Origin of the sequence: Brevundimonas sp. VNH65 (assembly GCF_049445955.1) — a bacterium.
In the GTDB taxonomy this organism is placed as follows: Bacteria; Pseudomonadota; Alphaproteobacteria; order Caulobacterales; family Caulobacteraceae; genus Brevundimonas.
In genome coordinates, this window is record NZ_JBMSDX010000002.1 from 84,204 (window position 1) to 109,262 (window position 25,059).

A 25,059-nucleotide genomic window follows, 5' to 3' on the forward strand; every position below is an offset into this window, starting at 1 on the left:
GAAAAGGCCCGGGATCGCTCCCGGGCCTTTTTTTCATTGTGATCAAGCCGGCTCAGCCGACCTGACGCCAGCCCCCGCCCAGGGCCTTGAACACGGTGATCTGGTAGCTGGTCACCAGGGCGTCCGACGCCGCCAGGGCCGCATCGGCGGTCGCCAGGGTGCGTTCGGCGTCCAGCACGGCCAGGAAGCTGTCGGCCCCGGCCTGGAAGCGCTGGCGCGACAGACGCGCCGCCGTCGCCGCCTGGTCCCGCGCCTCGGTCAGGGCGGTGCGGCGGTCGAGCTCGTTCGCATAGGCCGACAGCGCCGTCTCGGTTTCCTGCAAGGCCGTCAGCACGGTCTGGTCGAAGGTCGCCAGCGCCGCCTCGGACAGGGCCCCGGTCTGGGCGATCCTGGCCCGCGCCACGGCGATGTTCGGGAACGACCAGGAAATCAGGGGACCGAAGCTGAACCGGATGTTTCCGTCCTCGCCCAGGTCGCCGCCCTCCAGCGCCGTCGACCCGATAGAGCCGCCCAGGCTGATGGTCGGAAACAGCGAGGCCGTGGCCACATTGACCCGCGCCGCCGCCGCCGCCAGGTCGCGCTCGGCCCGGCGCACGTCCGGACGACGCGCCAGCAGGCCGGCCCCGTCGCCGACGGGGATAGGCTGGCTCAGCTGCGGCGGCCGCACGCAACGACGCGCGTCTTCAGAAGCTTCCGCCGGTGTTCGTCCGGTCAGGATGGCCAGGCGAAACAGGGCTGCGTCGCGCTGGGCCGTCAGTCCGGGCAGATTGGCCCGCGTCGAGGCCAGGGCCGACCGGGCCCGCGCCACGTCCAGCCCGGTGCCGGCGCCGTTGTCCAGCAGCGTCTGGGTCAGACGCGCCGTGTCGGCCTGCAGTTCTATGGTGCGCTCCGCCACGGCGATCTGGGCGTTGGCCGAACAGGCGTCGGCATAGGCCCGCGCCGTCTCGGCCGCGACGGTGATCCGCACCAGATCGCGCGCGGCGGCGGCGGCGTCCGCATCGGCGCGTGCGGCGCGGATGGCCGACCCGACCCGACCGAACAGGTCGATCTCGTAACCGACGTCCAGGCCGACGTCATAGGTGTCGATCTCGTCCTGGGTCGCGCCGTTCGAGCCCGGCACGGTCGCGGCCGAGGCGCGGCTGCGCTGGGCCGTTCCCGACAGGTTCGTGGTCGGCAGACGCCCCGCCCGGCTTTCGGACAGGGAGGCCCGGACGGCGCGCAGATTGGCCTCGGCCGCCTCCAGCTCGTTATTCTCGGCGAACGCCTGGGCGATCAGGCCGTCCAGCACGGCGTCGTCATACAGCCGCCACCAGTCCTCGCGCGCCTCGGCGGTCGAAACCGCCGGGGATGCGGAGCCGATGAGGGCGCCCGAAGCCTGGGGGGGAAGGGCGGCTTCAGGCGCCCTCGGTCCAACCGCACAGGCCGTCAGCAGAGCGGCGGCCGAGACGGCGGTCAGAACGGGGAGAAGTCGGGATCGGGTTTCGATGTTTGCGGACATCAGGCATCTCCCGCGCGGGTCGCCGGCGCCAGGCCGTCGTCGTCGCGCGTCGAATAGGTGGTGGGCGTCGGGCTGGGCTTCCTGGGCTCGTGCGGGATGCGCGCGGCCAGGCCGCGGCACAGCACATAGAAGACCGGCGTGAAGATCAGGCCGAAGAAGGTCACCCCGATCATGCCCGACACCACGGAGGTGCCCAGGGACTGACGCATCTCCGCCCCTGGTCCCGTCGCCAGCATCAGGGGCAGCACCCCGAAGATGAAGGCGAAGGAGGTCATCAGGATCGGACGCAGACGGGTGCGCGCGGCCTGGACGGCGGCGTCCCAGCGGTTCAGCCCCTCGTTCTCCTCGCCCTGTTTGGCGAACTCGACGATCAGGATGGCGTTCTTGGCCGCCAGGGCGATCAGAACCACCAGTCCGACTTGGACCAGGATGTTGTTGTCCAGTCCGCGCAGATTGACCCCGATCAGGGCCGCCAGCACGCACATCGGCACGATCAGGATGACCGCCAGCGGCAGGGTGAAGGCCTCGTACTGGGCCGCCAGCACCAGGAAGACCAGCAGCACGGCCATGGCGAAGATCAGCGAGGCGCCGCCCGAGGCCTGCTTCTCCTGCAGGGCCAGGCCGGTCCATTCATAGGAGAAGCCCTCAGGCAGGACCTGGCTCGCCATCTGCTCCATGGTCGCCAGCGCCTGGCCGGACGACACGCCGGGCGCGGGCGAACCCTGCAACTCGGCCGCCGGGAACAGGTTGTAGCGGACGATCCGCGCCGGACCGGAATCCTCGCGCAGATTGGCCACCGAGCCGATCGGCACCATGGCGCCGGTGTTGGACGGCACCTTCAGATTGGCGATGTCCGCCAGGTCGTCGCGATAGGCGGGCTCGGCCTGGGCCGTCACGCGGAAGGTCCGGCCCAGCAGGTTGAAGTCGTTGATGTAGGACGACCCCAGATAGATGCCGAGGGTGTCGAACACCGCCGACGGCTGGACCCCCATCATCAGCGCCTTGTCGCGATCGACGTCGGCCGAGATGCGCGGCGAGCCGGTGTTGTAGATCGAAAACACCTGCTGCACCTGATCGGGCGCCTGGGCGGCCGCGCCCATCATGCCGAAGGTGGCCCCTTCCAGCGCGCGATAGCCGGCGCCGGAACGGTCCTGAATCATCATGTTGAAGCCGTTGCCGTTGCCCAGACCCTGGACCGCCGGCGGGGCGATGACGAAGATCGACGCCTCCTCGATGCCGCCCGTGGCCTGGGTGATGGCCCCGGCCAGCGCCGTCGCCGCCTGTTCCTTGGTGCGCTTGTCGAACGCGTCCAGACGCACGAACAGGGTCGCGGCGTTGGAGCCGAACGAGAAGCTGGAGCCGTCCAGGCCCGCGAAGGCCACAGTGCCGTCCACCCCCTCGGTGCCCTCGATGATGGTGCGGGCGCGCTGCATCACCGCGTCGGTGCGCTCCAGCGAGGCGCCGGCCGGAAGCTGGACCACGCCGATCAGGAAGCCCTGATCCTGCTCGGGGATGAAGCCCTGCGGCGTGGCCACCAGACGCCAGCCGGTGATGGCCAGCAGACCGGCGTAGACCACCAGCACAACCACCGTCAGCCGCACCAGCTTGGCGGTCAGCTTGCCGTAGCGGTCCGACAGCCAGTCGAAGCCCTCGTTGAACTTCCGGCCCGCCCAGCCGACGTAGTGGAAGGCGCGACGCACGTACCAGACGATCGTCCCCCACAGGCCCGGCTTGCGCGCCATGACGGCGTTGGCGTCGTGTTCCTTGTGCGGCTTCAGCAGCAGGGCGGCCATGGCCGGCGACAGGGTCAGGGACACGAACAGCGAGATCACCGTCGCCGCCGCGATGGTCACGGCGAACTGGCGATAGAAGATGCCCGGAATGCCCGGCACGAACATGGTCGGGATGAACACCGAGACCAGCACCAGACCGATGGCGACCAGGGCCCCCGACACCTCCTGCATGGACTTGTAGGCGGCGTCGCGGGGGGTCAGCCCCTCCCGCACATATCGCTCGACGTTCTCGACCACGACGATGGCGTCGTCGACCACGATCCCGACCGCCAGCACCAGGGCGAACAGCGACAGGGAGTTGATCGAATAGCCCAGCGCCAGCAGCACGGCGAAGGTGCCGACTAGGGCGATCGGGATGGCGATGATCGGAATGATCGCCGCGCGCCAGGTCTGGAGGAAGACCATGACCACCAGCATGACCAGGATGACCGCCTCGAACAGGGTGTGCTCGACCGCCGTCACCGAGGCCTCGACGAACTCGGTCGGATTGTAGGGGATGGAGATGGCCATGCCCTGCGGCAGTTCCGCCCTGACCGCCTCGACTTCATTGAGGACGCGCGTGGCGGTCGCCAGGGCGTTGGCCCCCGGCTGCTGGACGATGGCGACCCCGACGCCGCGCTGGCCGTCGAAATAGCCGCGTATGCCGTAGTCCTGGGCGCCCAGCTCGACGCGGGCGATGTCGCCGACGCGCGTCACCCGGCCCTCGGCGTCGGTCTTGATGACTACCTGGGCGAACTGTTCCGGATCGGTCAGACGGCCCTGCACCTGAACCGGCTGGGCGAAGGCGGCGCTGTTGGTGGCGAACGGCGGCTGGCCGATCGAACCGGCCGCGGCCTGGATGTTCTGGGCCTGCAGCGCCGAGACGATCTGGCTGGCCGAAAGGCCGCGCTCGGCCGCCTTGGCCGGGTCGATCCAGATGCGCATGGCGTAGTTGCCGCCGCCGAAGACGCTGACCTGCCCCACGCCCTTGATCCGCAGCAGGCGATCCCGCAGGGTCGAGTTGGCGTAGTTGCCGACATAGTCGTTGTCCAGTTGCTCGCCGGGCGACGTCAGGCCCAGGATCATCAGGAAGCCGGTCTCGGCCTTGTTGACCACGACCCCAACCTGACGCACGGCGGCGGGCAGGCGCGGTTCGGCCAGGGCGACGCGGTTCTGGACCAGCACCTGGGCCGCATCCAGGTCGGTGCCCGGCTGGAAGGTGACGGTGATGGACACCGCCCCGTCCGCCGTCGAGGACGAGGTGATGTAGAGCATCCCCTCGACGCCGTTCACCTCCTGCTCGATCGGCGCGGCGACAGTCTCGGCCAGGGTCTCGGCCGAGGCGCCCGCATAGGCGGTGTTGATGGTGATCGTCGGCGGGGCGATCTCCGGATACTGCGACAGCGGCAGCAGCGGATAGGCGAAGGCGCCGATCAGGGTGATGAACACCGCCAGCACGGCCGCGAAGATCGGCCGGTCGATGAAGAAACGAGAGATGTTCATGGGATCAGTCGCCGCTGGCCAGCGACGCGGTCGCGGCCGGGGTGGAATAGGTCACCGGCGCCTGGTCCTCGGCCGGGGTGCGGGTGATCGTCCCGTTCACCGCATTGACCTTCTGACCCGGCATCTGCACGCGCTGGGCGCCGTTGATGATGATGCGGTCCTGCGGACCCACGCCCGAGCGGATCACCCGCAGGCCGTCGACCAGCGGGCCGAGCACGACCGGCTTCTTGGACACCGTGCCGTCGGCGGCCACGACCGACACCACCCGGCGGGCGGCGTCGGTGCCGATGGCGGCGTCCGGCACCAGCAGGGCGTCATAGGCGGCCGCCCCGGCCACGCGGGCCTGGCCGAACATCCCCGGCTTCAGGAAGCCGTCGCCGTTCGGCACCAGGGCGCGCAGGCGGATGGCGCCCGAGGCCGTGTCGATGGCGTTGTCAGTGAAATCCAGCGTCGCGGTGCGGCTGAACTCGCTCTCGTCCTGCAGGCGGATGCGCACCGGCGCGGCCGACCCGGCGCGGACCTGACGCTGATACTTCAGCAGGGTCGCTTCCGAGGCGTCGAACACGAAATGGATCGGCGAGGACGACACCACCGTGGTCAGCAGATCGCCGGCCGAGGAGCCTCCGGCCACCACATTGCCGGGATCGACGCGGCGGTCGGACACCCGGCCCGAAACCGGGGCGGTCACCCGCGTGAACTCCAGATCCAGCTGGCGGGCGCGCACCGACGCCTGGGCGGCGGCGATGTTGGCCTCGGCGGTGCGCAGGGCGCCGACATTCGCGTCGTGCTCCGCCTGCGATACGGCCTGGCTGGCCAGCAGGGCCTCCGACCGCTTGGCGTTGGCGCGGGCCAGTGCGGCCTGGGCTTCGACCTGGGTCAGGCTGGCGCGAGCGCTGGCCAGGGCGGCCTGGGCCGGACGCGGATCCAGGGTGAACAGCAGCTGGCCGCGCTGGACGAACTGGCCGTCCTTGAAGTGGACCGCCTGGATATAGCCGCCGACGCGGGCGCGGACCTCGGCGGTCTGGGTGGCCTCGAACCGGCCGGTGAAGTCGTCCCAGTCGACGACGCGCTGCGCCAGCGGAACGGACACGGTCACCTGGGCCGGCGGCGGCGCGCCCTGGGCCTCGCCGCTGGAGCAACCGTACAGTCCCCCCGTCGTGACGAGGGCGAGGGCGAGGGCGGACACAACGGTCCGGGGTGCGGCGAACTTCAGCCTGCGCATGCGCGCGTCTCCAGGAAATCGGAATTGCAATTCGGCCTGGGCGGGAGGGGGAGGACTCGCGCAGGTCAACGCCTGATGACATGAACCTTGCCGCGACGCTTGTCAACAGGCGTTGACATAGCCATATAGGACGTGGGGGAATTAACGGGAGACACCGAGGTGGTGCTGGCGCCATGCCAAAGGCCGCGTAATGCGGCCGCGACGCGAGAAGCGATCCTGAAGGCCGCGAACGAAAGATTCGCCGCCGAAAGCTATGAACAGGTCGGCATGCGCGACATCGCGCGCGACGTCGGCGTCGATCCGGCCCTGATCTCGCGTTACTTCGGATCGAAGGAAGAGCTGTTCGGCGCCGTGCTGAACTCCTGCGGCGACGCCTCGGAACTGCTGTCCATTCCCCGGGCCGAATTCGGCCGCCACATCGCCGAAGACCTGGTCTATGGCGAGAAGAACGAGCAGAAGCTGCGCTGGCTGTTCATCATGCTGCGCTCGATCAGTTCGTCGTCGGTCGCCTGCGAGGCGGTGAAGTGCGCGTCGCAGACCAACTTCTACCGGCCCTTCACCGACTGGATCGGGGGCGAGGACGCCGAGGTGAAGGTCCGCCTCGCCGCCGGGCTGATGATGGGCCTCAAGATCAGCCGCGAGATGAACGGCGGCTTCGACCTGTCGCCGGAAGACAGCCGCAAGCTGTGTGGTCGCATCGCGGTCGTGCTTCAGGGCATCATCGACGCCTGACGCTCGCCGCAGGTGCGAACAGATGTCGCGCCCAACGCCCATCCCAAGACACACGAACCTCCCGATTCGGCATATCCGGGTGAAATGTTTCTCCCTGACCGCAAATTCGCGGCAGATGTGAAATATCTTGCCTCGCCACCTTGTGCGACGCGGTCATCTCTGGCTTTATGTCGGCAGAAGACAGGAGCGGGCCGTGCCGCAGGCGTATCGTCACATTCAGAGGAACCGACCGGCGCGCGCCGTCGCGGCGACCCGTGACCGAACGCCCGCCGTCGCACCGGCGGCCGTCCTGACCACCCTCATTCTCAGCGTACTTCTTGTCCTCGCCCAGGCGGGATGGATGCCGCTGACCTGAACCCAAGCCTCAGGATCAAGACGCACCCACCCGCTCCCGCCCCGGAAGCGGGTTTTTTCTTGCCTTCACGACCCATCGAAAAGCCCAGACCCCAGTGACCGACGAAGCCCCCTCCCCCACCACGCCAGACGGCGATCCCGGCCCGGCCAACCGCCGCAGCCGCACGATCACCGCCGGCCCCAACCGGGCGGCGGCGCGCTCCTATCTGCGCGCGGCGGGGATGCAGGACGCCGATTTCGACAAGCCGATGATCGGCGTCGTCAACACCTGGTCGACCGTCACCCCCTGCAACATGCATCTGGACCGGCTGGCGAAGGACGTCCGCGCGGGCGTCATCGCCGCCGGCGGCTGGCCGGTCGACTTCAACACCATCGTGGTCACCGACGGCATCTCCATGGGCTCGCCGGGCATGAAGGCCTCGCTGATCTCACGTGAGGTCGTCGCCGACTCCATCGAGCTGGCCGTCGAGGGCCACCAGCTGGACGGCGTCGTCTGCATCGTCGGCTGCGACAAGACCATCCCCGCCGCCGCCATGGCCCTGGCCCGCATGGATATCCCCGGCCTGGTCTATTACGGCGGCACCATCCTGCCCGGCGTCCTGCCCACGGCCCAGGGCGACAAGGAGGTCTCGGTCCAGGAGGTGTTCGAGGCCATCGGCGCCCACTCCGCCGGAACCCTGGACGACGCCGGCCTGAAGGCGGTCGAGAGCGCGGTCTGCCCCGGCGCCGGCGCCTGCGGCGGCCAGTTCACGGCCAACACCATGGCCATGGCCCTGTCGGTCATGGGCATCTCCCCCATGGGCGCCAACGACGTCCCCGCCGTCGATCCGGCCAAGGCGGCCGAAGGCGAACGCTGCGGTCGGCTGATCGTCGAACGCACCCTCGCCGGCGACAACGCCCGGAAATACATTACCCGCGACAGCCTGATGAACGCCGCCGTCGCCGTCTCGGCTTCGGGCGGCTCGACCAACGCGGTCATGCACCTGACGGCCATCGCGGCCGAGGCGGGCGTCGATTTCGGCGTCGAGGACTGCCACCGGGCCTGCGTCGAGGCCCCGGTCATCTGCGACCTGAAGCCGGGCGGCCGCTTCCTGGCCTCCCACCTCTATGCGTCGGGCGGCACGCGCCTGGTGACCCAACGCATGGCCGAGGCCGGCAAGATCGTCGACGCCCCCACCGTCACCGGCCGCAGCCTGTTCGCCGAAGCCGCCGAGGCCGAGGAGACCCCCGGCCAGATCGTCGTCACGACCTTCAACGCCCCGGTCATGGAACGCGGCTCCTACGCCGTCATCTACGGCGACGTGGCCCCCGAGGGCGCCGTCATCAAGCTGACCGGCCACAAGGTCGATCGCTTCGAGGGCCCGGCCTGCGTCTTCGATTCGGAAGAGGACGCCTTCCACGCCGTCCAGGACGGCTCGGTCGGCGAGGGGGACGTCATCATCATCCGCTACGAGGGCCCCAAGGGCGGCCCCGGCATGCGCGAAATGCTGCAGGTCACCGCCGCCCTGAAAGGCCGCAAGATCGAGAACGTCGCCCTGCTGACCGACGGCCGTTTCTCGGGCGCCTCCTACGGCTTCGTCGCCGGCCACCTGTCGCCGGAAGCGGCGGCCGGGGGCCCCGTCGCCCTGATCCGCGACGGCGACCGCATCACGATCGACGTCACCAACCGCCGCATCGACGTGGACGCCGACCTGTCAGCGCGCCGCGCCGGTCATGTCGCCCCGGCGCTGAAGCCGGCCTCGGGCGTCTTCGCCAAATACCGCGCCTCGGTGGCCTCGGCCGCCCAGGGCGCCGTCACCATTCCCAACCCTCCCCCGGCCCAGACTCCCAAGTCGGTCGCCGCCAAAGCTCACGAGAAGGCCTGACCCATGCAGATCTATACCAATGACGACATCCGTCCCGGCGCCATCGCGGGCCAGCGCATCGCCATCATCGGCTACGGCTCGCAGGGCCGGGCCCACGCCCAGAACCTGCGCGACTCGGGCCACGACGTCGTCGCCGGCGTCCGCGAGGGCGGCAAGGGCTGGAAGAACGCCCAGGCCGACGGCATCCCGACCGCCGAACCGGCCGAGGCGGTCAAGGGCGCCGACATCATCGCCATCCTGACCCCCGACATGGCCCAGGCCGAGGTCTACAAGACCGTTGTCGAGCCCAACGCCAAACAGGGCTCGGCCCTGCTGTTCGCCCACGGCTTCTCGATCATCTACGAGCGGATCGTCCCGCGTGACGACATGGACGTCATCCTGGTCGCGCCCAAGGGTCCGGGCGACCTGGTCCGCCGCGAGTTCCAGCGCGGCCGCGGCGTCCCCTCCCTGTTCGCCATCGAGAAGGACGTCACCGGCAAGGCCCGCGACCGGGCCATGGGCTACGCCAAGGGCAACGGCGGCGCGACCGGCGGCCTGTTGGAAACCACCTTCCGCGAAGAGACCGAGACCGACCTGTTCGGCGAACAGGCGGTCCTGTGCGGCGGCGCCAAGGAGCTGGTCATCTCGGGCTTCAACACCCTGACCGAGGCCGGCTACCAGCCCGAGATCGCCTATTTCGAATGCCTGCACGAGCTGAAGCTGATCGTCGACCTGTTCTACGAGGGCGGCATCACCAAGATGAACGAGTTCATCTCCGAGACCGCTAAATGGGGCTCGGTCGTCTCCGGCCCGCGCGTCATCAACGCCGAGACCCGCGCGCGGATGAAGGAGATCCTGTCCGAGATCCAGTCGGGTCAGTTCGCCCGTGAATGGATCGCCGAGAACGAAGCCGGCAAGGGCGCCTATGACGCCCTGGTCAAGGCCGACAGCGACCAGACCATCGAGGCGGTCGGCGCCTCCCTGCGCGAGCGGATGGCCTGGCTGCAGACGCCCAAGTCCGAAGCCGCCTGAGCCGGACGAACCAGAGCCAGCATGATGAGCGTCGCCGCCACCGCCCTGAAGCCCTCCACCGAGACCGCGCCCCAGTCGGGCGCGCGTCTGGTGGTCTCCACGCTGGAAAAGCTGGGGGTCGAGGTGCTGTTCGGCTATCCCGGCGGCGCCATCATGCCCATCTATGACGCCCTGGCCGGGTCGTCGCTGCGCCACTACCTGTGCCGCCACGAACAGGGCGCCGCCTTCGCGGCCGACAGCTACGCCCGTGTCTCCGGCAAGGTCGGGGTCTGCATGGCCACCTCCGGGCCGGGCGCCACCAACCTGGTCACCGGCATCGCCAACGCCATGCTGGATTCCGTCCCCATGGTCTGCATCACCGGCAACGTCGCCCAGGGCGTCATGGGCATGGACGCCTTCCAGGAGGTCGACATCCTGGGCGTCACCCTGCCGATCGTGAAACACTCCTATCTGGTGCGCCGCGCCGCCGACATCCCGGCGGTGATCGAGGAGGCCTTCCACATCGCCCGCTCGGGCCGCCCCGGCCCGGTCCTGATCGACCTGCCCAAGGACGTCCAGTTCGAGATGACGACCGAGGCGCGCGGCCTGCACCTGTCGAACGAGATCTCCACGGCCGACGCCTCGGTCATCGCCGACGCCGAGGCCGCCATCCGCGCGGCGAAGAAGCCGATCCTCTACATCGGCGGCGGGGCCAAGATCTCCGGCGCCGTCCAGGCCGTTCGCGACTTCGCCCGCATCACCGGCATCCCCCAGGTCTCGACCCTGAACGCCCTGGGCACGATCGCCACGGGCCAGGACAACTTCCTGGGCATGCTGGGCATGCACGGCACGCGCGCGGCCAATGAGGCGGTCCAGGACAGCGACCTGCTGATCGTCGTCGGCGCCCGTTTCGACGACCGCGCCACCGGCAAGCTCGCCGAGTTCGCCCCGCATGCCGGGGTCGTCCATTTCGACATCGACCCGTCGGAGATCGGCAAGCTGCGCCCGGTCGCGGTCGGGGTGACCGGCGATCTGAGACCCAATCTGGAGGCGCTGAACGCCCGCCTTTCGTCCGGCCCGGCCATCGACGTCGCCGACTGGGCCGATCGCTGGCGCGTCCAGTCCCGGGCCCAGGCCTTCGATTACAACGCCCCCGGCGAGGGCGTCTTCGCGCCCCAGCTGCTGAACGAACTGTCGAAGAAGGCCGGGCCGAACTTCATCGCCGCCTGCGACGTCGGCCAGCACCAGATGTGGGTCGCCCAGTACTGTGAATTCTCGCGGCCCCAGGCCCACATCACCTCGGGCGGCCTGGGCTCGATGGGCTTCGGCCTGCCCGCCGGCATCGGCGCAAAACTGGCCGAGCCGGACGCCTGCGTCGTCACCGTCACCGGCGACGGCGGGGTGATGATGAACATTCAGGAACTGGCCACCGTCAACCGGTTCAAGATCCCGCTGAAGATCATCCTGCTGGACAACTCGCGCCTGGGCATGGTCCGCCAGTGGCAGGAGTTCTTCTTCGAGCGGAACTTCTCCGAGGTCGACCTGTCCGACAACCCCGATTTCGTGAAGGTCGCGGAGGCCTTCGGCATACCGGCCTTCCGCATCGACCGCCGCGACCAGGTCTCGGCCGGCATCGACCGGCTGCTGGCCGCCGAGGGGCCGATCCTGGCCCACGTCATCATCGATCCCGAAGACAACGTCTGGCCGCTGGTGCCGCCGGGCAAGAACAACGCCGAAATGCTGGAGGGCTCACGATGAGCGCCGTCATCCATCTGCAAGTCGATCACGCCGACGGCGCCCTGCAGCGCCTGATCGGTCTGGTGGAGCGTCGCGGCTTCCACATCGACGGCATCGACATGGCCACCGAGGGCGCCGCCTTCCGCATCGCCCTGACGGTGCGCGGCCGCGATGCGGGTCGCTCGATCGACAATCTGGGCCTGCAGATCGACCGCCTGGTCGGCGCCCGTCGCATCTCCAACGACGCCGTCTTCCAGTCCGAGGCCGCCTGATGTCGATGTATTCCTCCCCCATCGGGGGAGGGGGACCGCGAAGCGGTGGAGGGGGCCGGCCCCAGACACCGAATCTGGATCGAGCCCCCTCCGTCACGTCGCGAAGGCGCGCCGCGCCACCTCCCCCGATAGGGGAGGAATAAGATGCCGAAAACCCTGTACGAGAAGGTCTGGGAACGTCACCTGGCGGTGGACGAGACCGAGGCTGCGCCCGCCGTCCTCTACATCGACCTGCATCTGGTCCATGAGGTCACCAGCCCCCAGGCCTTCAGCGAGATCGAATCCCGCGGCCTGAAGGTCCGCCGCCCGGACCGCACTTTTGCGACCCTGGACCACTCCACCCCCACCCTGCCCGCCGTCGACGGCGAGCGCCCCTATGTATCGGCCGAGGCCCGCAAGCAGGTGGCGACGCTCGAGGCCAACTGCGCCCGCCACGGCGTCGAACTGGCCGGATGGGACTCCGACCAGCGCGGGGTCGTGCACGTCATGGGGCCGGAACTGGGCCTGACCCAGCCCGGCATGACCGTCGTCTGCGGCGACAGCCACACCGCCACCCACGGCGCCTTCGGAGCCCTGGCCTTCGGCATCGGCACCTCCGAGGTCGGCCACGTCCTGGCCACCCAGTGCCTGCTGCAACGCAAGGCCAGGACCCTGCGCGTCACCATCGACGGACAACTGCAACCCGGCGTCTCGGGCAAGGACGTGGCCCTGGCCGTCATCGCCGCCCTCGGCTTCGGCGGCGGCACCGGCCATGTCATCGAATATGCGGGCGAGGCCGTCCGCTCGCTGGACATGGAAGGGCGGATGACCCTGTGCAACATGTCCATCGAGGCGGGCGCCCGGGCGGGCATGATCGCCCCGGACCAGACCACCATCGACTGGCTGCGCGGCCGTCGTCACGTCCCGGCCGACTACGAGGCCGCCGCCGCCGACTGGCTGACCCTGGCCACCGATCCCGGCGCCGTCTTCGACACCGAGGTCCGACTGGACGGCGCCGCCATCCGCCCCATGGCGACCTGGGGCACCACCCCCGACGCGGGGGCGCCGATCGGCCAGGCCGTGCCCCAGCCGCAGAGCGACAACGACCGCAAGGCCCTCGCCTATATGGGGTTCGAGGCCGGCCGCCCGACGACGGATCAGGCCGTCGACGTCGTCTTCATCGGCTCCTGCACCAACGGCCGCCTGCCCGACCTGCGCGCCGCCGCCGAGGTCCTGCGCGGGCGCCGGATCAAGCCGGGCGTCCGCATGCTGGTGGTCCCGGGCTCCGAGGCCGTCCGTCGCGACGCCGAGGCCGAGGGTCTGGATCAGGTCTTCATCGCCGCCGGGGCCGAGTGGCGTCTGCCCGGCTGCTCCATGTGCATCGCCATGAACGGCGACGTCGTCGGGCCGGGCCAGCTGGCGGTCTCCACCTCCAACCGCAATTTCGAGGGCCGTCAGGGCAAGGGCGCCCGCACCATCCTGGCCAGCCCCGCCACGGCGGCGGCCTCTGCCGTCGCCGGCGTCCTCACCGACCCCCGCGCCTTCCTGAAGGAGGCGGCCGATGCCTGAACTCTCCTCTTCCCGCTCATCCCGGCGAAGGCCCGGACCCAGTCCCTTGGGCGACAGGTTTCAACGCTCGGACTCGACCATCAACCCCATGCCTCTTCCACTACAAGAGAACTGGGCCCCGGCCTTCGCCGGGATGAGCGGAGGTGAAAATGTCTGATACCGCCCGCCCCGAACCTTTTACCGTTCTCACCTCAAAGACCGTGATCCTCAGCCAGTCGAACATCGACACCGACCAGATCATCCCGGCGCGCTTCCTGACCACCACCACGCGCGACGGTCTGGGCAAGGCCGCCTTCTACGACTGGCGCTATGAGGCGGACGGATCGATCAAGCCCGAGGCCGTGCTGAACCGCATCGATCCGGCCGAGCACCGCATCCTGCTGGCGGGACACAATTTCGGCTGCGGCTCCTCGCGCGAACACGCTCCCTGGGCCCTGGCCGACTACGGCTTCCGCGCCGTCGTCTCGACCGAGATCGCCGACATCTTCACCTCCAACGCCCTGAAGAACGGGGTCCTGCCCATCGTGGTCGACCAGGCCGTCTGGGACGATCTGGCGGCCCAGCCCGACCAGCCCGTGACGATTGATCTGGAGAAAAACGAGATCCGGCGCGGCAACGCCCATCCTGTGCCGTTCAAGGTCGAACCCTTCGCCCGCCAATGCCTGCTGAACGGGGTCGACACCCTGGGCTGGCTGCAATCGAAACTGCCTGACATCGAAGCCTTCGAGGCTTCCAGAGAATCGGAACCCGCCTGATGGTCGACCCGCGCACCTACAACATCGTCCTGCTGCCCGGCGACGGCGTCGGCCCCGAGGTCACCGCCGCCGCCAAGGCCGTGCTCCAGTGCATCGGCGACTTCTACGGGCACCGTTTCGACTTCTCCGAACATCTGATCGGCGGCGCCGGCATCGACGCCGTCGGCGACCCCCTGCCGCCCGAAACCACCGAGGCGTGTCTGGCCGCCGACGCCGTCCTGCTGGGCGCGGTGGGCGGTCCGAAATGGGACGGTGGTCCCCGTCGGCCCGAGGAGGGTCTGCTGGCGATCCGCAAGGCCATGGGGCTGTTCGCCAACCTGCGCCCGCTGCAGGTCTCGCCGGTCCTGGCCCACCGCTCGCCCCTGAAGAAGGAGATCGTCGAGGGCGTCGATCTGATCGTCTTCCGCGAACTGACCGGCGGCGTCTATTTCGGCGACAAGGGCCGCAAGGACGACGGCTCGGCCTATGACGTCTGCGCCTATTCGGTCGAGGAGATCGAGCGCATCGCCCGCGCCGGCTTCAGGACCGCCCTGCAACGCCGCGGCAAGGTCACCTCGGTCGACAAGGCCAATGTCATGGAGACCAGCCGCCTGTGGCGCGAGGTCGTGACCCGCATCCACGCCGAGGAGTTCCCCCAGGTCGAGCTGAAGCACGCCCTGGTCGACTCCATGGCCATGCACCTGATCCAGAAGCCGCGCGACTACGACGTCATCCTGACCGAGAACATGTTCGGCGACATTCTTTCGGACGAGATTTCGGTCCTGGGCGGTTCGATCGGCCTGTTGCCCTCCGCCTCTCTGGGATCGGGCGGCCCCGGCCTGTTCGAGCCGATCCACGGCTCGGCGCCGGACATCGCCGGCCATGACCTGGCCAATCCGGCGGGCGCCATCCTGTCCGCCGCCATGCTGCTGCGTCATGGCCTGGGGCTGGACGACGAGGCCTCCTCGATCGAGGCCGCCGTCGCCGCGGTCCTGGCCGCCGGGGCCACCACCGCCGACCTCGGCGGCGACCTGGGCACGCGCGGCGCCGCCGACGCCATCATCGACGCGATTCGCGCCATCCACTGGGCCGCGGCCCACCGGGTCCAGATGCACTGGGGCTGATCCCGGCGCGATACCGGCCGCATCGCCAGCCGATCGACAGGGCGTCCGTTCCACGGACGCCCTTTTCGATTCCGGACCGATCGGCCGCCGCAAGAAGTGTGGCGCCGCGCCGTGTCCTGAACGGCACGCAGGAATGTTGCGACGCCGTCCATTTCATGAATCGGTGATTTTAACCTCTCGAAAATGTGATCCTGCCGCCTTGCCAGAGATTCCGGTCATTAATCGCCCATTGACCGATCACGAATGGCGACAGACGCACGAAAATTGCGCCGGATGCGGCTCAGCCTCTTGCGCGTCGCAAAAACGTGATGCCCTATTTCGCACATGCGAGATCGCATGAGGGGATAACATGTCACATATTTCAAAAAGGGTGGTCGGACTCGGCGCCCTCGCCGCCGGCCTCCTTTTCGCCGGGGGCGCCGTCGCCCAGGAACCCGCGCTTCTGGCCCACCAGGCCGCACTCGAACTCGACAGCGCCGGCACGTCCTGGCTGGGCACCTCCACCGCCCTGGTCCTGCTGATGACCCTGCCGGGTCTGGCCCTGTTCTACGGCGGCATGGTGCGCCGCAAGAACGTCATCGCCACCATCACCCAGTCGGTCGGCGTCTTCGCCGTGGTCAGCCTGGTCTGGTTCATCGCCGGCTATTCGATCGCCTTCGGCGCCAACCCCAACGAGGCGCTGCAACCCTACGTCGGCAGCCTTGAGATGCTGTTCCTCAACGGCGTCACCAAGGAGACGGCCAACAGCCTGCTGCCCGGCATTCCCGAGTTCCTGTTCATCTCCTTCCAGATGACCTTCGCGATCATCACGCCCGCGCTGATCACCGGCGCCTTCGCCGAACGGTTCAAATATTCGGCCCTGCTGCTGTTCACCGCCCTGTGGTCTCTGCTGGTCTATGCGCCGATCTGTCACTGGGTCTGGGGCGGCGGCTTCCTGGGTTCGGACGGCGTTCTGGACTTCGCCGGCGGCACGGTGGTGCACATCAACTCCGGCGTCGCCGGTCTGGTCTGCGCCCTCTTCCTCGGCCGTCGCAAGGGCTATGGCGTTGAAGCCATCACGGCCCACAACCCCGTCCTGACCATGATCGGCGCCTCCCTGCTGCTCGTGGGCTGGATCGGCTTCAACGCCGGCTCCGCCGGCGCCGCTGACGGTCTGATGGGCGTGGCCCTGGTCAACACCATCCTGGCGGCGGCTGCGGCTGCGCTGAGCTGGAAGGTCGTCGAGGTCATCGAGCGCAAGAAGGTCTCGCTGATCGGGATGCTGTCCGGCGTCGTCGCGGGCCTGGTGGCCATCACCCCCGCCGCCGGCTTCGTCGATCCCAAGGGCGCCGTCATCATCGGCCTGCTCGCCGGCCCGGTCTGCTACTTCTCGTCGATCTGGCTGAAGAAGCTGCTGCGCTACGACGACTCGCTGGACGCCTTCGGCCTGCACGGGGTCGGCGGTCTGGTCGGCGCCCTGCTGACCGGCGTGTTCGCCAGCACGGCGATCAACGGCCTGTCGGAAGGCGCCAACGTCGGCGCCCAGGCCCTCGGCGTGGTCTGGACCATCGTCTACTCGGCGGTCGGCACCCTGATCATCCTGGTGATCTGCAAGTTCACCACCGGGCTGCGGGTCTCCGAGGCCGAAGAAGCCGAAGGCCTCGACACCGTCCTGCACGGCGAGACGGTCGAGCACTGATCCGACGACGCCTCAAAGGGCCGGGCGCGGCCTCCCCCGCGCCCGGCTCTCCTCCTCCCAGAACACGAACAACCATCGGGGATACCAAGATGAAACTCACCACCGCCTGCGCCTCGGCCGCCCTCGCCCTCGGCCTCGCCGGTCTCGCCTCCCAGGCCTCGGCCCAGGACGTCGACATCGCTTTCAACGCCGCCGTGACCTCGGACTATGTCTATCGCGGCTTCTCCCAGACCGACGAGGAGCCGGCGATCCAGGGCGGCGTCGATCTGACCATCGGCAGCTTCTACGCCGGCGCCTGGGCCTCCAACGTCGACTTCGGCGACAACACCGACGCGGAGATCGACGTCTACGGCGGCGTCCGCTGGGAAGCCGCCGGCTTCGCCTGGGACGCCGGGGCGATCATCTACGCCTATGCGCCGGGCGCGAACTCCGACTATGACTTCGTGGAGTTCAAGGTCGCCGCCTCGCGCGCCTTCGGTCCGGTCACCGCCGGCGCCGCCGTCTACTACTCGCCGGACTTTTTCGGCGCTGATGACGAGGCCACCTACGCCGAGGTCAACGCCGCCTTCTCGCCGGTCGAGAACCTCACCCTGAACGCGGTGCTGGGCAAGCAGTGGCTGAACCTCACCGACGACTATGTGACCTGGAACGCCGGCGCCACCTACGCATTCCCCGGCACGCCGGTGGCCCTGGACCTGCGCTACCACGACACCGACGTTGACAACGCCGCCCTGGCCGACGGCCGCGTGGTCGCGACGCTCAAGGTCGCCTTCTGAAGCCTGACATCTCTTCCTCAGAGAGACAGACGCCGCCCGGATCGCTCCGGGCGGCGTTTTTCATGTCAGAAGGGGGCAGCGGCCTATCCGCCGTAGCCGCGCCCGCCGCCGCCGAAGCCGCCGCGCGAGACCACCGTGGTGCGGCTCTGCACCCGGGCCGGCGCCTCGCGCACCACGCCCTCGTTCCGCCGCGACAGGGTCGTCTGGCCCGTCCGCCAGTCGCGACCGATGTAGCCGCCTCCGGCCCCGCCGTTGACATAGCGGTCGTCCCGATCCCGATACATCGGCCCGCCGCCGCGATAACCGCCGCCGTTCAGCAGCTGGCCCACGATGAATCCGGCCATCAGGGGGGTGAAGAACGATCCGCCGTCGGATCCCGTGCCCGTGTTGCACTGGCCGGGGCCCCAGGTCTGTTCGCACAGTTCGCGCGTGGCGTAGCGCGGCGAGGTCGTCGACGCCTCGGTCTGGGCCGAGGCGAAGGCCGTGTCGCAGGTCGTGTCGGGCACCTCGTCCGCCGTCTTGCAGGCCTCCAGCGACGTATAGGCCAGCACCGGCTGCGCGGCCTCGACCGGCGCGGGCGGCGGCGACGGCCCGTCACAGGCCGACAGGGTGAAGGCCGCGGTGGCCATCAGGCTGGACACATGCAGGCTGCGCGACCGCTTCAGCCGGCGCATGACCGGGGCGGGCGCGTCGTCGGTGTTCAGGGTCTCGCTCATGGTCAGGCCGTCATGCAGGCGGCGTTCAACAGGCCGGCGCAGATCGAGATCGACGCCAGGTACAGGGCGGCCGCCATCTCGCCCGCCTCGATCCGCGCCTTCAGATCCCGCATGACCAGACGGCTGACCACGGTGAAGACCGCGATCTGCACCACCCCGGCCAGCAGGGCCCAGGCCGCGAACTCCATCAGGCTGAGCGTGTTCGACAGCGCCGACGCCAGCGGCAGGACATAGCCGATCAACGCCCCGCCCAGGGTCACGGCCGCCGCCAGGTTCCCCTCCCGGATCAGGGTCCGCTCATGATAGGGCGTCACCCACTGATAGATGACCTTGAACGCCAGGGTGAACACGCCCGCCGCCGTGAAGGCGATCAGAAAGGCGCTCGCGCCGTATTGGAATCCCTGCCAGTCGAACATCGCCTCGTCCTCCGGCGCGCACGGCGCCGCCTCCCTTGCAGCGCCCTCAGGCGCGGAATTCGGCCATTTCCAGAGGAATGCCGATCATGATCTCGTGGCTGACGTCGCCCGGCTTCCCGTTCGCGTCCTCCGGCTGCATCTCCAGCGCCAGCATCAGTTCGCGCCCGGCCTCCAGCTCCCGCGCATACAGCATGCAGGTCTGGAAGATGCGCGACCACGGCCGGGTCGCCGTCCGGTCGTCCCAGACGTCTTCCCACAGGGTGACCGGCGGCTGGCGCGCGTCGCTCTCGGCGAACCAGTAGCGCGGATAATCCGGCAGTTCCTCCGCCGCGCCATGGAACACCGGTTCGGACAGCCGGTCGCGCCACATCCGCTTCTCCCGTTCGCCCGGCGGATAGGCCGAGGTCCAGGGCATGAACAGGCTGAAGTCATAGCTCTCGCGCCCTTCGGCGTCGTCACTCATGGCCTGCATCATCAGGTGGTCGTCGGTATAGAAGCGATGCACGAACTGACCGCTGTCCAGGGCGATCGACCCCTGCGCCGATATGTCCAGCACGTCGCGGTCCAGGCTGAACACCGTCTCGGCGCCCAGTCGCCGCCAGGCCAGGGGATCGAGGGCCACCGTGCGGCCGATGGTGATGTTGCGCACCTCGGCCAGCCTGGACACCGGCGCAGCTTCGTTTCCGCCGAACAGGCGCTTGAACATGGCGCCAGCCTAGCGCGCGGCGCGCGACGCCGCGAGCGTCGCCGTCGCTATGGCGCAAAACGAATGTCGCAGATCGCCCATAGGCTCACCCTCACATGCCGCTTGCGGCCGGTCAAGCGTTCATGTTACGCGTTACATGTAACATGACGACGACCGACGACACCTCGCCGACGTCCGGCTCGGACCGCATCCGGGCCTGGCGAAAGGCGCGCCGCGAGGCGGGCATGGTCAAGCTGGAGTTCTGGGCGCCCCAGGCGCTTCGGGACGACATCCGCGCCGCCGTCCGCGCCATCGTCACCGACTCCACGCGCGGTCCCGCATTGCCCCACCGGCCGCGCCGCCCCACTTCCGTTTCCATCCCCTCTGGAGAACCCCATCCGATGGACGCCGTGATCGAAACCGCCTGGACCGTCGCCGCCGTGCGCGACGCCCTGGACGCCTCGCCCCTGGTCCGCGAGGGCGAGATGACCCTGCGCGTGCTGGAGGCCGCCGAGCCGGTCCTGCTGGCGACCATGCACGAATACGGCGACCTGCCCATCTATCTGTCGGTCGGCGGCGCCCAGATCGTCTGCTCGGTCCTGCTGTGGCCGGTCGCGGAGCAGGAAAACGCCGCCGCCTTCAACGAATTCCTGCTCAAGGCCCAGCGGGTCGTCCCCCTGTCCAACTTCGCCATCACCACCGTCGGCGACCAGGACGTCTATGAACTGATGGGCGAGCTCTCGTCCAAGACGACCCTCCAGACTATTCTCATCGAACTGCGCACCCTGGCCGAGAACGCCATCGACGCCACGGCGCTGCGCGAAACCTTCGCCGCCTGATCCGGAGACCAGACATGTCCATGCTCGCCAAACTCTCCGCCCTGTTCCGCGGCACCGCCCACGAGGCCGGCCAGTCCCTGGTCGACGCCAATGCGCTGAAGATCCTCGATCAGGAAATCCGCGACGCCGACACCGCCCAGGGCAAGGCCCGCGACGACCTGTCCGGCCTCGTCGCGCGTCGCCGCATGGCCGAGAACGAACTGCAGAGCTTTTCCGAGCAGATCGCCAAGTACGAGTCCTCGGCCCGCGCCGCCCTGTCCCAGGGCAAGACCGACCTGGCCCGCGAGGTCGCCGTCCGCATCGCCGAGCTGGAAACCGAAATCGGCACGCGCGGCCCCCTGATCGAAGGCATGAAACAGGCCGAGGCCCGTCTGCGCCAGGCCATCGCCGCCACTGACCAGAAGATCGAGACGCTCAAGCGCGAGGTCGACATCGTCAAGGTCAACGACTCCGTCCAGCGCGCCCAGACCTCCGTCGCCCTCCAGTCCCAGGGCGCCCATTCCCGCATCGGCTCCGCCGCTGACAGCCTGCAGCGCATTAAGCACAAACAGGCCGTTCAGGAAGAAAAGCTACGCGCCGGCCAGGAGCTGGAGGACCGCCGCACCGGCGCCGACCTCGACGCCAAGCTCAAGGAGGCCGGCATCCTGCCCGGCCACGCCACGGCCGACGACATCCTGGCCCGACTGTCGGCGCCGACGGTCACCGTCGTCACGCCCCAGATCGAACTGAAGTCCGCCGACAAGGACCCGGCCTAGGGCTTCGATGCTCCATTCCTCCCCCTTCGGGGGAGGTGGCGCGGCGCGCCTTCGCGCCGTGACGGAGGGGGCCTGATCCAGACTCCAGCGTGCGCGGTTGCCCCCCTCCACCGCGACGCGGTCCCCCTCCCCCGGCGGGGGAGGAATGAAGGCTGATGCAACGCATTCCCCTCACCCCCCGTCCCGACTGGCAGGCGACCGCCGAACGCCTCGGCTTCACCTGGCACCACGATTCCGGGGCCGCCTATTGGGACGAGAGCGCGGCCTACGCCTTCACGCTCGACCAGATCGAACGCGACATCGAGGCGCCGACCGCCGAACTCCACGCCCTGTGCCTGGATCTGGTCGAGGAGGCCGTCCAGTCCGAACGGCTGATGGCGCAACTCGATATCCCCGAGGCCTCGCGCGACTATGTCGCCGACAGCTGGAAGCGCGGCGATCCCAGCCTCTACGGCCGCTTCGACTTCGCCTACGACGGCATGTCCCCGGCCAAACTCTACGAGTACAACGCCGACACCCCGACCAGCGTCTATGAAAGCGCCGTCTTCCAGTGGCTCTGGCTGGAAGAGCGGATCGCCTCGGGCGACCTTCCGGCCGGGGCCGACCAGTTCAACAGCCTGCATGAGCAGCTGATCGACCGCTTCCGCGCCATCTTCCCTGACGGCGGCTTCGTCCACTTCGCCTCCGATCCCGATTTCGTCGAGGATCGCCAGACCGTCCGCTTTCTCGAGGACCTGGCCCGGCAGGCGGGCCTCGATCCCCAGTTCGTGGCCATCGGCGACATCGGGCTGAACGCCGACGGTCGTTTCGTCGATCATGAGAACTGGCTGATCGGCGCCCTGTTCAAGCTCTACCCCTGGGAGGACATGCTGCGCGACGACTACGCCCGCCCCCTGCCCGACGCCCAGGTCACGGTGCTGGAGCCGGCTTGGAAGGCGATCCTGTCGAACAAGGCGCTTCTGCCCCTTTTGTGGGAACGCCACCCCGGCCACCCGAACCTGCTGGAGTCCTGGTTCGACGACGATCCGGCCGCCTCGGCGCTCGGCGCCTCCTATGTCCGCAAACCCCTGTTTTCGCGCGAGGGCGCCAATGTCGAGTTCACCGTCGACGGCCGCGCCCAGCCGATGCTGGACGGCGGCTATGGCGAGGGACGCTGGATCCGCCAGGCCCTGCTCGCCCCGCCGGTTTTTGACGCCAACCATGTGATCGTGGGGTCCTGGGTGGTGGGCGACGCCCCGGCCGGCATCGGCCTGCGCGAGGACTCCAGCCCGATCACCCGCAACACCTCTCGCTTCCTGCCGCATTTCATCCGCGACTGAGGCCGCGGCCCGTCGCCCGTCCAGGCGCTGGTCTGATCGCTCATCTCGGCGCCCATCTGCGGCTTTTCGCCCATCTGCGGATTGCACGTCTGGCGTAACCGGTTACATTCCGGCTACTCGTTCCGTCATGATGATCGCCACGACCGCCGCCATGACGTATTCGTCCCCCCTGATGTCTCGCCGGTCCGCCATGTCCAAGATCGCCTCCCTCGCCGCCCTGGGCGCCGGACTGTTTTCGGTTCCGAAGGCGGCGAAGGCCGATCAGGCGGCCCGCCCCGTCGCCCCCGGCGGCATGGACCACGCCCAGCGCATCGAATGGCTGATCGGCCAGATGACCCTGGTCGAGAAGGCCGGCCAGCTGAATCTGCTGAACGATCCGTTCCGCTTCCGGCCCCAGAGCGTCAATCCCACCGACGGCCTGGGCGACCCGGCGCGCGTCTCGCGCATGATCCGCGCGGGCGAACTGGGCGCCCTGTTCAACGGCGTCGGCGCCGAGGCCGGCCGCCGCATCCAGCGCATCGCGGTCGAGGAGACGCGGCTGGGCGTCCCCCTGCTGTTCGCAGCCGACATCATCCACGGCCTCTACACCGTCTTCCCGGTACCGCTGGCCGAGGCCGCCGCCTTCGACGCCGACCTGGCCCGCCGCACCGCCCGCGCCGCCGCGCTCGAGGGCGCCGTCTCCGGCATCCACCAGAACTACGCCCCCATGATCGACGTGGCCCGCGACCAGCGCTGGGGCCGGGTGGTCGAGGGCGCGGGCGAGGACGTCCTGCTCAACCAGATCCTGGCCGAGGCCCGGGTGCGCGGCATCCAGGGCGACCACGGCCTGAACCATCCCGACGCCCTCGTGGCCACGCCCAAGCACTTCATCGCCTATTCGGCGGCCCAGGGCGGCATGGACTACAACACCACCGATATGTCCGAGGCGACGCTGCGCGGGACGTTCCTGCCGCCGTTCCAGTCGGCCATCGACGCGGGCGCCCTGTCGGTGATGAGCGCCTTCAACGACCTGAACGGCGTGCCGACCTCCGGCAATCACCGCATGCTGACCGAGGTCCTGCGCGACGAACTGGACTTCGCCGGCTTCGTGGTCTCCGACTACACCTCCGAGCAGGAGCTGATCGCCCACGGCTTCGCCGAGGACGGTCGCGACGCCGCCCGCATCGCCATGCTGGCGGGCGTGGACATGAGCATGGTCTCCGGCCTCTACCTCCAGCACCTGCCCGACCTGGTCGAAAAGGGCGAGGTGCCGATGGCGCGTCTGGACGAGGCCGTGCGCCGCGTCCTGACGGTCAAGGCGGCCCTGGGCCTGTTCGACGATCCCTATCGCGGCATGGACCCGGTGCGGGAAAAGGCCGTCTGCGGTTCGCGCGAACACTATCAGCTGGCGCGCGAGGCCGGCGCCCAGTCCATCGTCCTCCTGAAGAACGACGGCGACCTGCTGCCGCTCAAGCCTTCGGGCCAGAAGATCGCCCTGATCGGCCCCTTCGCCGACGACGTCGACAATGTCTTCGGCCCCTGGACCATCTGGGGCGACGAAAAGCACCGCATCTCGCTCGAGGCCGGCTTCCGCGCCGCCATGGCCGACCCCCAGGGCCTGACGATCGCCCGCGGCTCAGGGATCGAGACCCCGCTGGAGGGCGGGATCGCCGCCGCAGTTCAGGCCGCCGAGCGCGCCGATGTGGTCGTCCTGGCCGTCGGCGAGGGCGCCCGCATGTCCGGCGAGGCCCAGTCGCGCACCGATCTGCGCCTGCCCGAGCCGCAACTGGCCCTGGCCCAGGCCGTCATGGCGACCGGCAAGCCGGTGGTCGTCCTGCTGCGCAACGGCCGCGCGATGGAGCTCTCCGGCGCCGTCAGGGACGCCCCCGCGATCGTCGTCTCCTGGTTCCTCGGCTCGGAAATGGGCCACAGCGTCGCCGACGTCCTGTTCGGCGCCCGCTCTCCGTCCGGCCGCCTGCCGGTCAGCTTCCCGCACAAGTCGGGCCAGCAGCCCTTTTCCTACGACCACAAGACCACCGGTCGGCCGGCCGACCCGAACAAGGCCGTCGAGGAATACACCGCCCGCTATCGCGAAACGACCAACACCGCCCTCTACCCCTTCGGCCACGGCCTGACCTACGGCCGGATCGCCTATTCGACCCCGACCCTGTCGTCGGCGATCATGCCCTGGAACGAGGCGATCGAGGTCTCGGTCGCCGTCACCAACTCCGGCCCGGTCGATGTCGTCGAAACGGTCCAGCTCTACATCCGCGACCGCGTCGCCAGCCTGACCCAGCCCGGCCAGCGCCTGCGCGACTTCCGCAAGGTGGCGATCCCGGCGGGCGAGACCGTCACCGTCAGCTTCACCCTGAAGCGCAGCCAGCTGGAGTTCATCGGCGCGAACGGCCGGATGACCGTCGAACCCGGCGCCTTCGACCTCTGGCTGGCCCCCTCGGCCCAGACCGGCGCGCCCGTCCGGTTCACCCTGGCGCGATAGGCGACGCCGGACCGACGCTCGCCCCCGCTCTTCCTGCATCCTCCTCTT

The 25,059-nt window shown here is 69.1% G+C and carries 21 protein-coding genes; 15 read left to right on the forward strand and 6 right to left on the reverse strand.

The genetic code is table 11. The annotated features are described in order from the left end of the window. Nucleotides 1-52: 52 nt before the first annotated feature. Genes ACO2Q1_RS04330 through ACO2Q1_RS04340 form a run of 3 tightly spaced genes read right to left on the reverse strand, consistent with a single transcriptional unit; the run spans nucleotide 53 to nucleotide 5,995 of the window. Nucleotides 53-1,498: an efflux transporter outer membrane subunit gene (locus ACO2Q1_RS04330; protein WP_423328319.1), complete on the reverse strand. Its 1,446-nt coding sequence runs from the start codon at nucleotides 1,496-1,498 to the stop codon at nucleotides 53-55. Continuing rightward, nucleotides 1,498-4,773, reverse strand: a complete 3,276-nt coding sequence (locus ACO2Q1_RS04335; RefSeq protein ID WP_423328320.1) for an efflux RND transporter permease subunit — start codon at nucleotides 4,771-4,773, stop codon at nucleotides 1,498-1,500. Before ACO2Q1_RS04335 ends, ACO2Q1_RS04330 begins: the two co-directional genes overlap by 1 nt. 4 nt (nucleotides 4,774-4,777) lie before the next feature. Beyond that, nucleotides 4,778-5,995, reverse strand: a complete 1,218-nt coding sequence (locus ACO2Q1_RS04340) for an efflux RND transporter periplasmic adaptor subunit (RefSeq protein ID WP_423328321.1) — start codon at nucleotides 5,993-5,995, stop codon at nucleotides 4,778-4,780. A gap of 162 nt (nucleotides 5,996-6,157) precedes the next feature. On the opposite strand from ACO2Q1_RS04340, the gene ACO2Q1_RS04345 reads away from it, so the two are divergent. The 11 genes from ACO2Q1_RS04345 to ACO2Q1_RS04395 all read left to right on the forward strand — a co-directional run bounded on the left by ACO2Q1_RS04345 (nucleotide 6,158) and on the right by ACO2Q1_RS04395 (nucleotide 17,805). Further along, nucleotides 6,158-6,727 (forward strand): TetR family transcriptional regulator, encoded by a 570-nt coding sequence (locus ACO2Q1_RS04345; RefSeq protein WP_423328752.1) that lies wholly within the window; start codon nucleotides 6,158-6,160, stop codon nucleotides 6,725-6,727. Between the two features lie 193 nt (nucleotides 6,728-6,920). Continuing rightward, complete coding sequence (locus ACO2Q1_RS04350) at nucleotides 6,921-7,082, forward strand: hypothetical protein (RefSeq protein WP_423328322.1); 162 nt, start codon at nucleotides 6,921-6,923, stop codon at nucleotides 7,080-7,082. A gap of 94 nt (nucleotides 7,083-7,176) precedes the next feature. After that, nucleotides 7,177-8,946: a dihydroxy-acid dehydratase gene (locus ACO2Q1_RS04355; RefSeq protein ID WP_423328323.1), complete on the forward strand. Its 1,770-nt coding sequence runs from the start codon at nucleotides 7,177-7,179 to the stop codon at nucleotides 8,944-8,946. Nucleotides 8,947-8,949: 3 nt separating this feature from the next. Then, nucleotides 8,950-9,957 carry a ketol-acid reductoisomerase gene (ilvC, locus tag ACO2Q1_RS04360; RefSeq protein WP_423328324.1) on the forward strand — a complete coding sequence of 336 codons (1,008 nt, stop codon included), beginning with the start codon at nucleotides 8,950-8,952 and terminating at the stop codon, nucleotides 9,955-9,957. A gap of 21 nt (nucleotides 9,958-9,978) precedes the next feature. After that, nucleotides 9,979-11,694, forward strand: a complete 1,716-nt coding sequence (gene ilvG / locus ACO2Q1_RS04365; protein WP_423328325.1) for an acetolactate synthase 2 catalytic subunit — start codon at nucleotides 9,979-9,981, stop codon at nucleotides 11,692-11,694. After that, complete coding sequence (locus ACO2Q1_RS04370; protein WP_423328326.1) at nucleotides 11,691-11,945, forward strand: ACT domain-containing protein; 255 nt, start codon at nucleotides 11,691-11,693, stop codon at nucleotides 11,943-11,945. Before ilvG ends, ACO2Q1_RS04370 begins: the two co-directional genes overlap by 4 nt. A 144-nt stretch (nucleotides 11,946-12,089) precedes the next feature. Further along, nucleotides 12,090-13,493 (forward strand): 3-isopropylmalate dehydratase large subunit, encoded by a 1,404-nt coding sequence (gene leuC / locus ACO2Q1_RS04375; protein ID WP_423328327.1) that lies wholly within the window; start codon nucleotides 12,090-12,092, stop codon nucleotides 13,491-13,493. Nucleotides 13,494-13,642: 149 nt separating this feature from the next. Further along, the gene (leuD, locus tag ACO2Q1_RS04380) at nucleotides 13,643-14,248 is read left to right on the forward strand and encodes a 3-isopropylmalate dehydratase small subunit (RefSeq protein ID WP_423328328.1); all 606 of its coding nucleotides are present in this window, start codon (nucleotides 13,643-13,645) and stop codon (nucleotides 14,246-14,248) included. After that, nucleotides 14,248-15,351 (forward strand): 3-isopropylmalate dehydrogenase, encoded by a 1,104-nt coding sequence (gene leuB / locus ACO2Q1_RS04385; RefSeq protein ID WP_423328329.1) that lies wholly within the window; start codon nucleotides 14,248-14,250, stop codon nucleotides 15,349-15,351. The genes leuD and leuB overlap by 1 nt, the downstream gene beginning before the upstream one ends. Nucleotides 15,352-15,700: 349 nt before the next feature. Beyond that, nucleotides 15,701-17,029, forward strand: coding sequence for an ammonium transporter (locus ACO2Q1_RS04390; protein WP_423328330.1), 1,329 nt, complete (start codon nucleotides 15,701-15,703; stop codon nucleotides 17,027-17,029). 89 nt (nucleotides 17,030-17,118) lie between these two features. Continuing rightward, complete coding sequence (locus ACO2Q1_RS04395; RefSeq protein WP_423328331.1) at nucleotides 17,119-17,805, forward strand: TorF family putative porin; 687 nt, start codon at nucleotides 17,119-17,121, stop codon at nucleotides 17,803-17,805. 83 nt (nucleotides 17,806-17,888) lie between these two features. Here ACO2Q1_RS04395 and ACO2Q1_RS04400 read toward each other — a convergent pair whose 3' ends face one another. The 3 genes from ACO2Q1_RS04400 to ACO2Q1_RS04410 are packed head-to-tail and all read right to left on the reverse strand — an operon-like array spanning nucleotide 17,889 to nucleotide 19,643. Then, complete coding sequence (locus tag ACO2Q1_RS04400; protein WP_423328332.1) at nucleotides 17,889-18,521, reverse strand: DUF1190 domain-containing protein; 633 nt, start codon at nucleotides 18,519-18,521, stop codon at nucleotides 17,889-17,891. 2 nt (nucleotides 18,522-18,523) lie between these two features. Beyond that, nucleotides 18,524-18,937, reverse strand: a complete 414-nt coding sequence (locus ACO2Q1_RS04405; RefSeq protein ID WP_423328333.1) for a DUF350 domain-containing protein — start codon at nucleotides 18,935-18,937, stop codon at nucleotides 18,524-18,526. 46 nt (nucleotides 18,938-18,983) lie between these two features. Beyond that, the gene (locus ACO2Q1_RS04410; protein ID WP_423328334.1) at nucleotides 18,984-19,643 is read right to left on the reverse strand and encodes a YjfK family protein; all 660 of its coding nucleotides are present in this window, start codon (nucleotides 19,641-19,643) and stop codon (nucleotides 18,984-18,986) included. A 143-nt stretch (nucleotides 19,644-19,786) separates the two neighbouring features. Between ACO2Q1_RS04410 and ACO2Q1_RS04415 the strand changes: the two genes are divergently transcribed. The 4 genes from ACO2Q1_RS04415 (at nucleotide 19,787) to bglX (ending at nucleotide 25,011) form a co-directional block, all read left to right on the forward strand. Beyond that, nucleotides 19,787-20,461 (forward strand): YjfI family protein, encoded by a 675-nt coding sequence (locus tag ACO2Q1_RS04415; RefSeq protein WP_423328335.1) that lies wholly within the window; start codon nucleotides 19,787-19,789, stop codon nucleotides 20,459-20,461. Nucleotides 20,462-20,475: 14 nt separating this feature from the next. Beyond that, on the forward strand, nucleotides 20,476-21,216 hold the full coding sequence (locus tag ACO2Q1_RS04420; RefSeq protein WP_423328336.1) for a PspA/IM30 family protein: 741 nt from the start codon (nucleotides 20,476-20,478) through the stop codon (nucleotides 21,214-21,216). Between the two features lie 155 nt (nucleotides 21,217-21,371). Beyond that, nucleotides 21,372-22,535, forward strand: coding sequence for a glutathionylspermidine synthase family protein (locus ACO2Q1_RS04425; protein ID WP_423328337.1), 1,164 nt, complete (start codon nucleotides 21,372-21,374; stop codon nucleotides 22,533-22,535). A gap of 151 nt (nucleotides 22,536-22,686) precedes the next feature. Next, a complete protein-coding gene (gene bglX, locus ACO2Q1_RS04430) occupies nucleotides 22,687-25,011 on the forward strand; it encodes a beta-glucosidase BglX (RefSeq protein WP_423328338.1) in 2,325 nt (774 codons plus the stop codon). The last annotated feature ends 48 nt before the right edge of the window (nucleotides 25,012-25,059 follow it).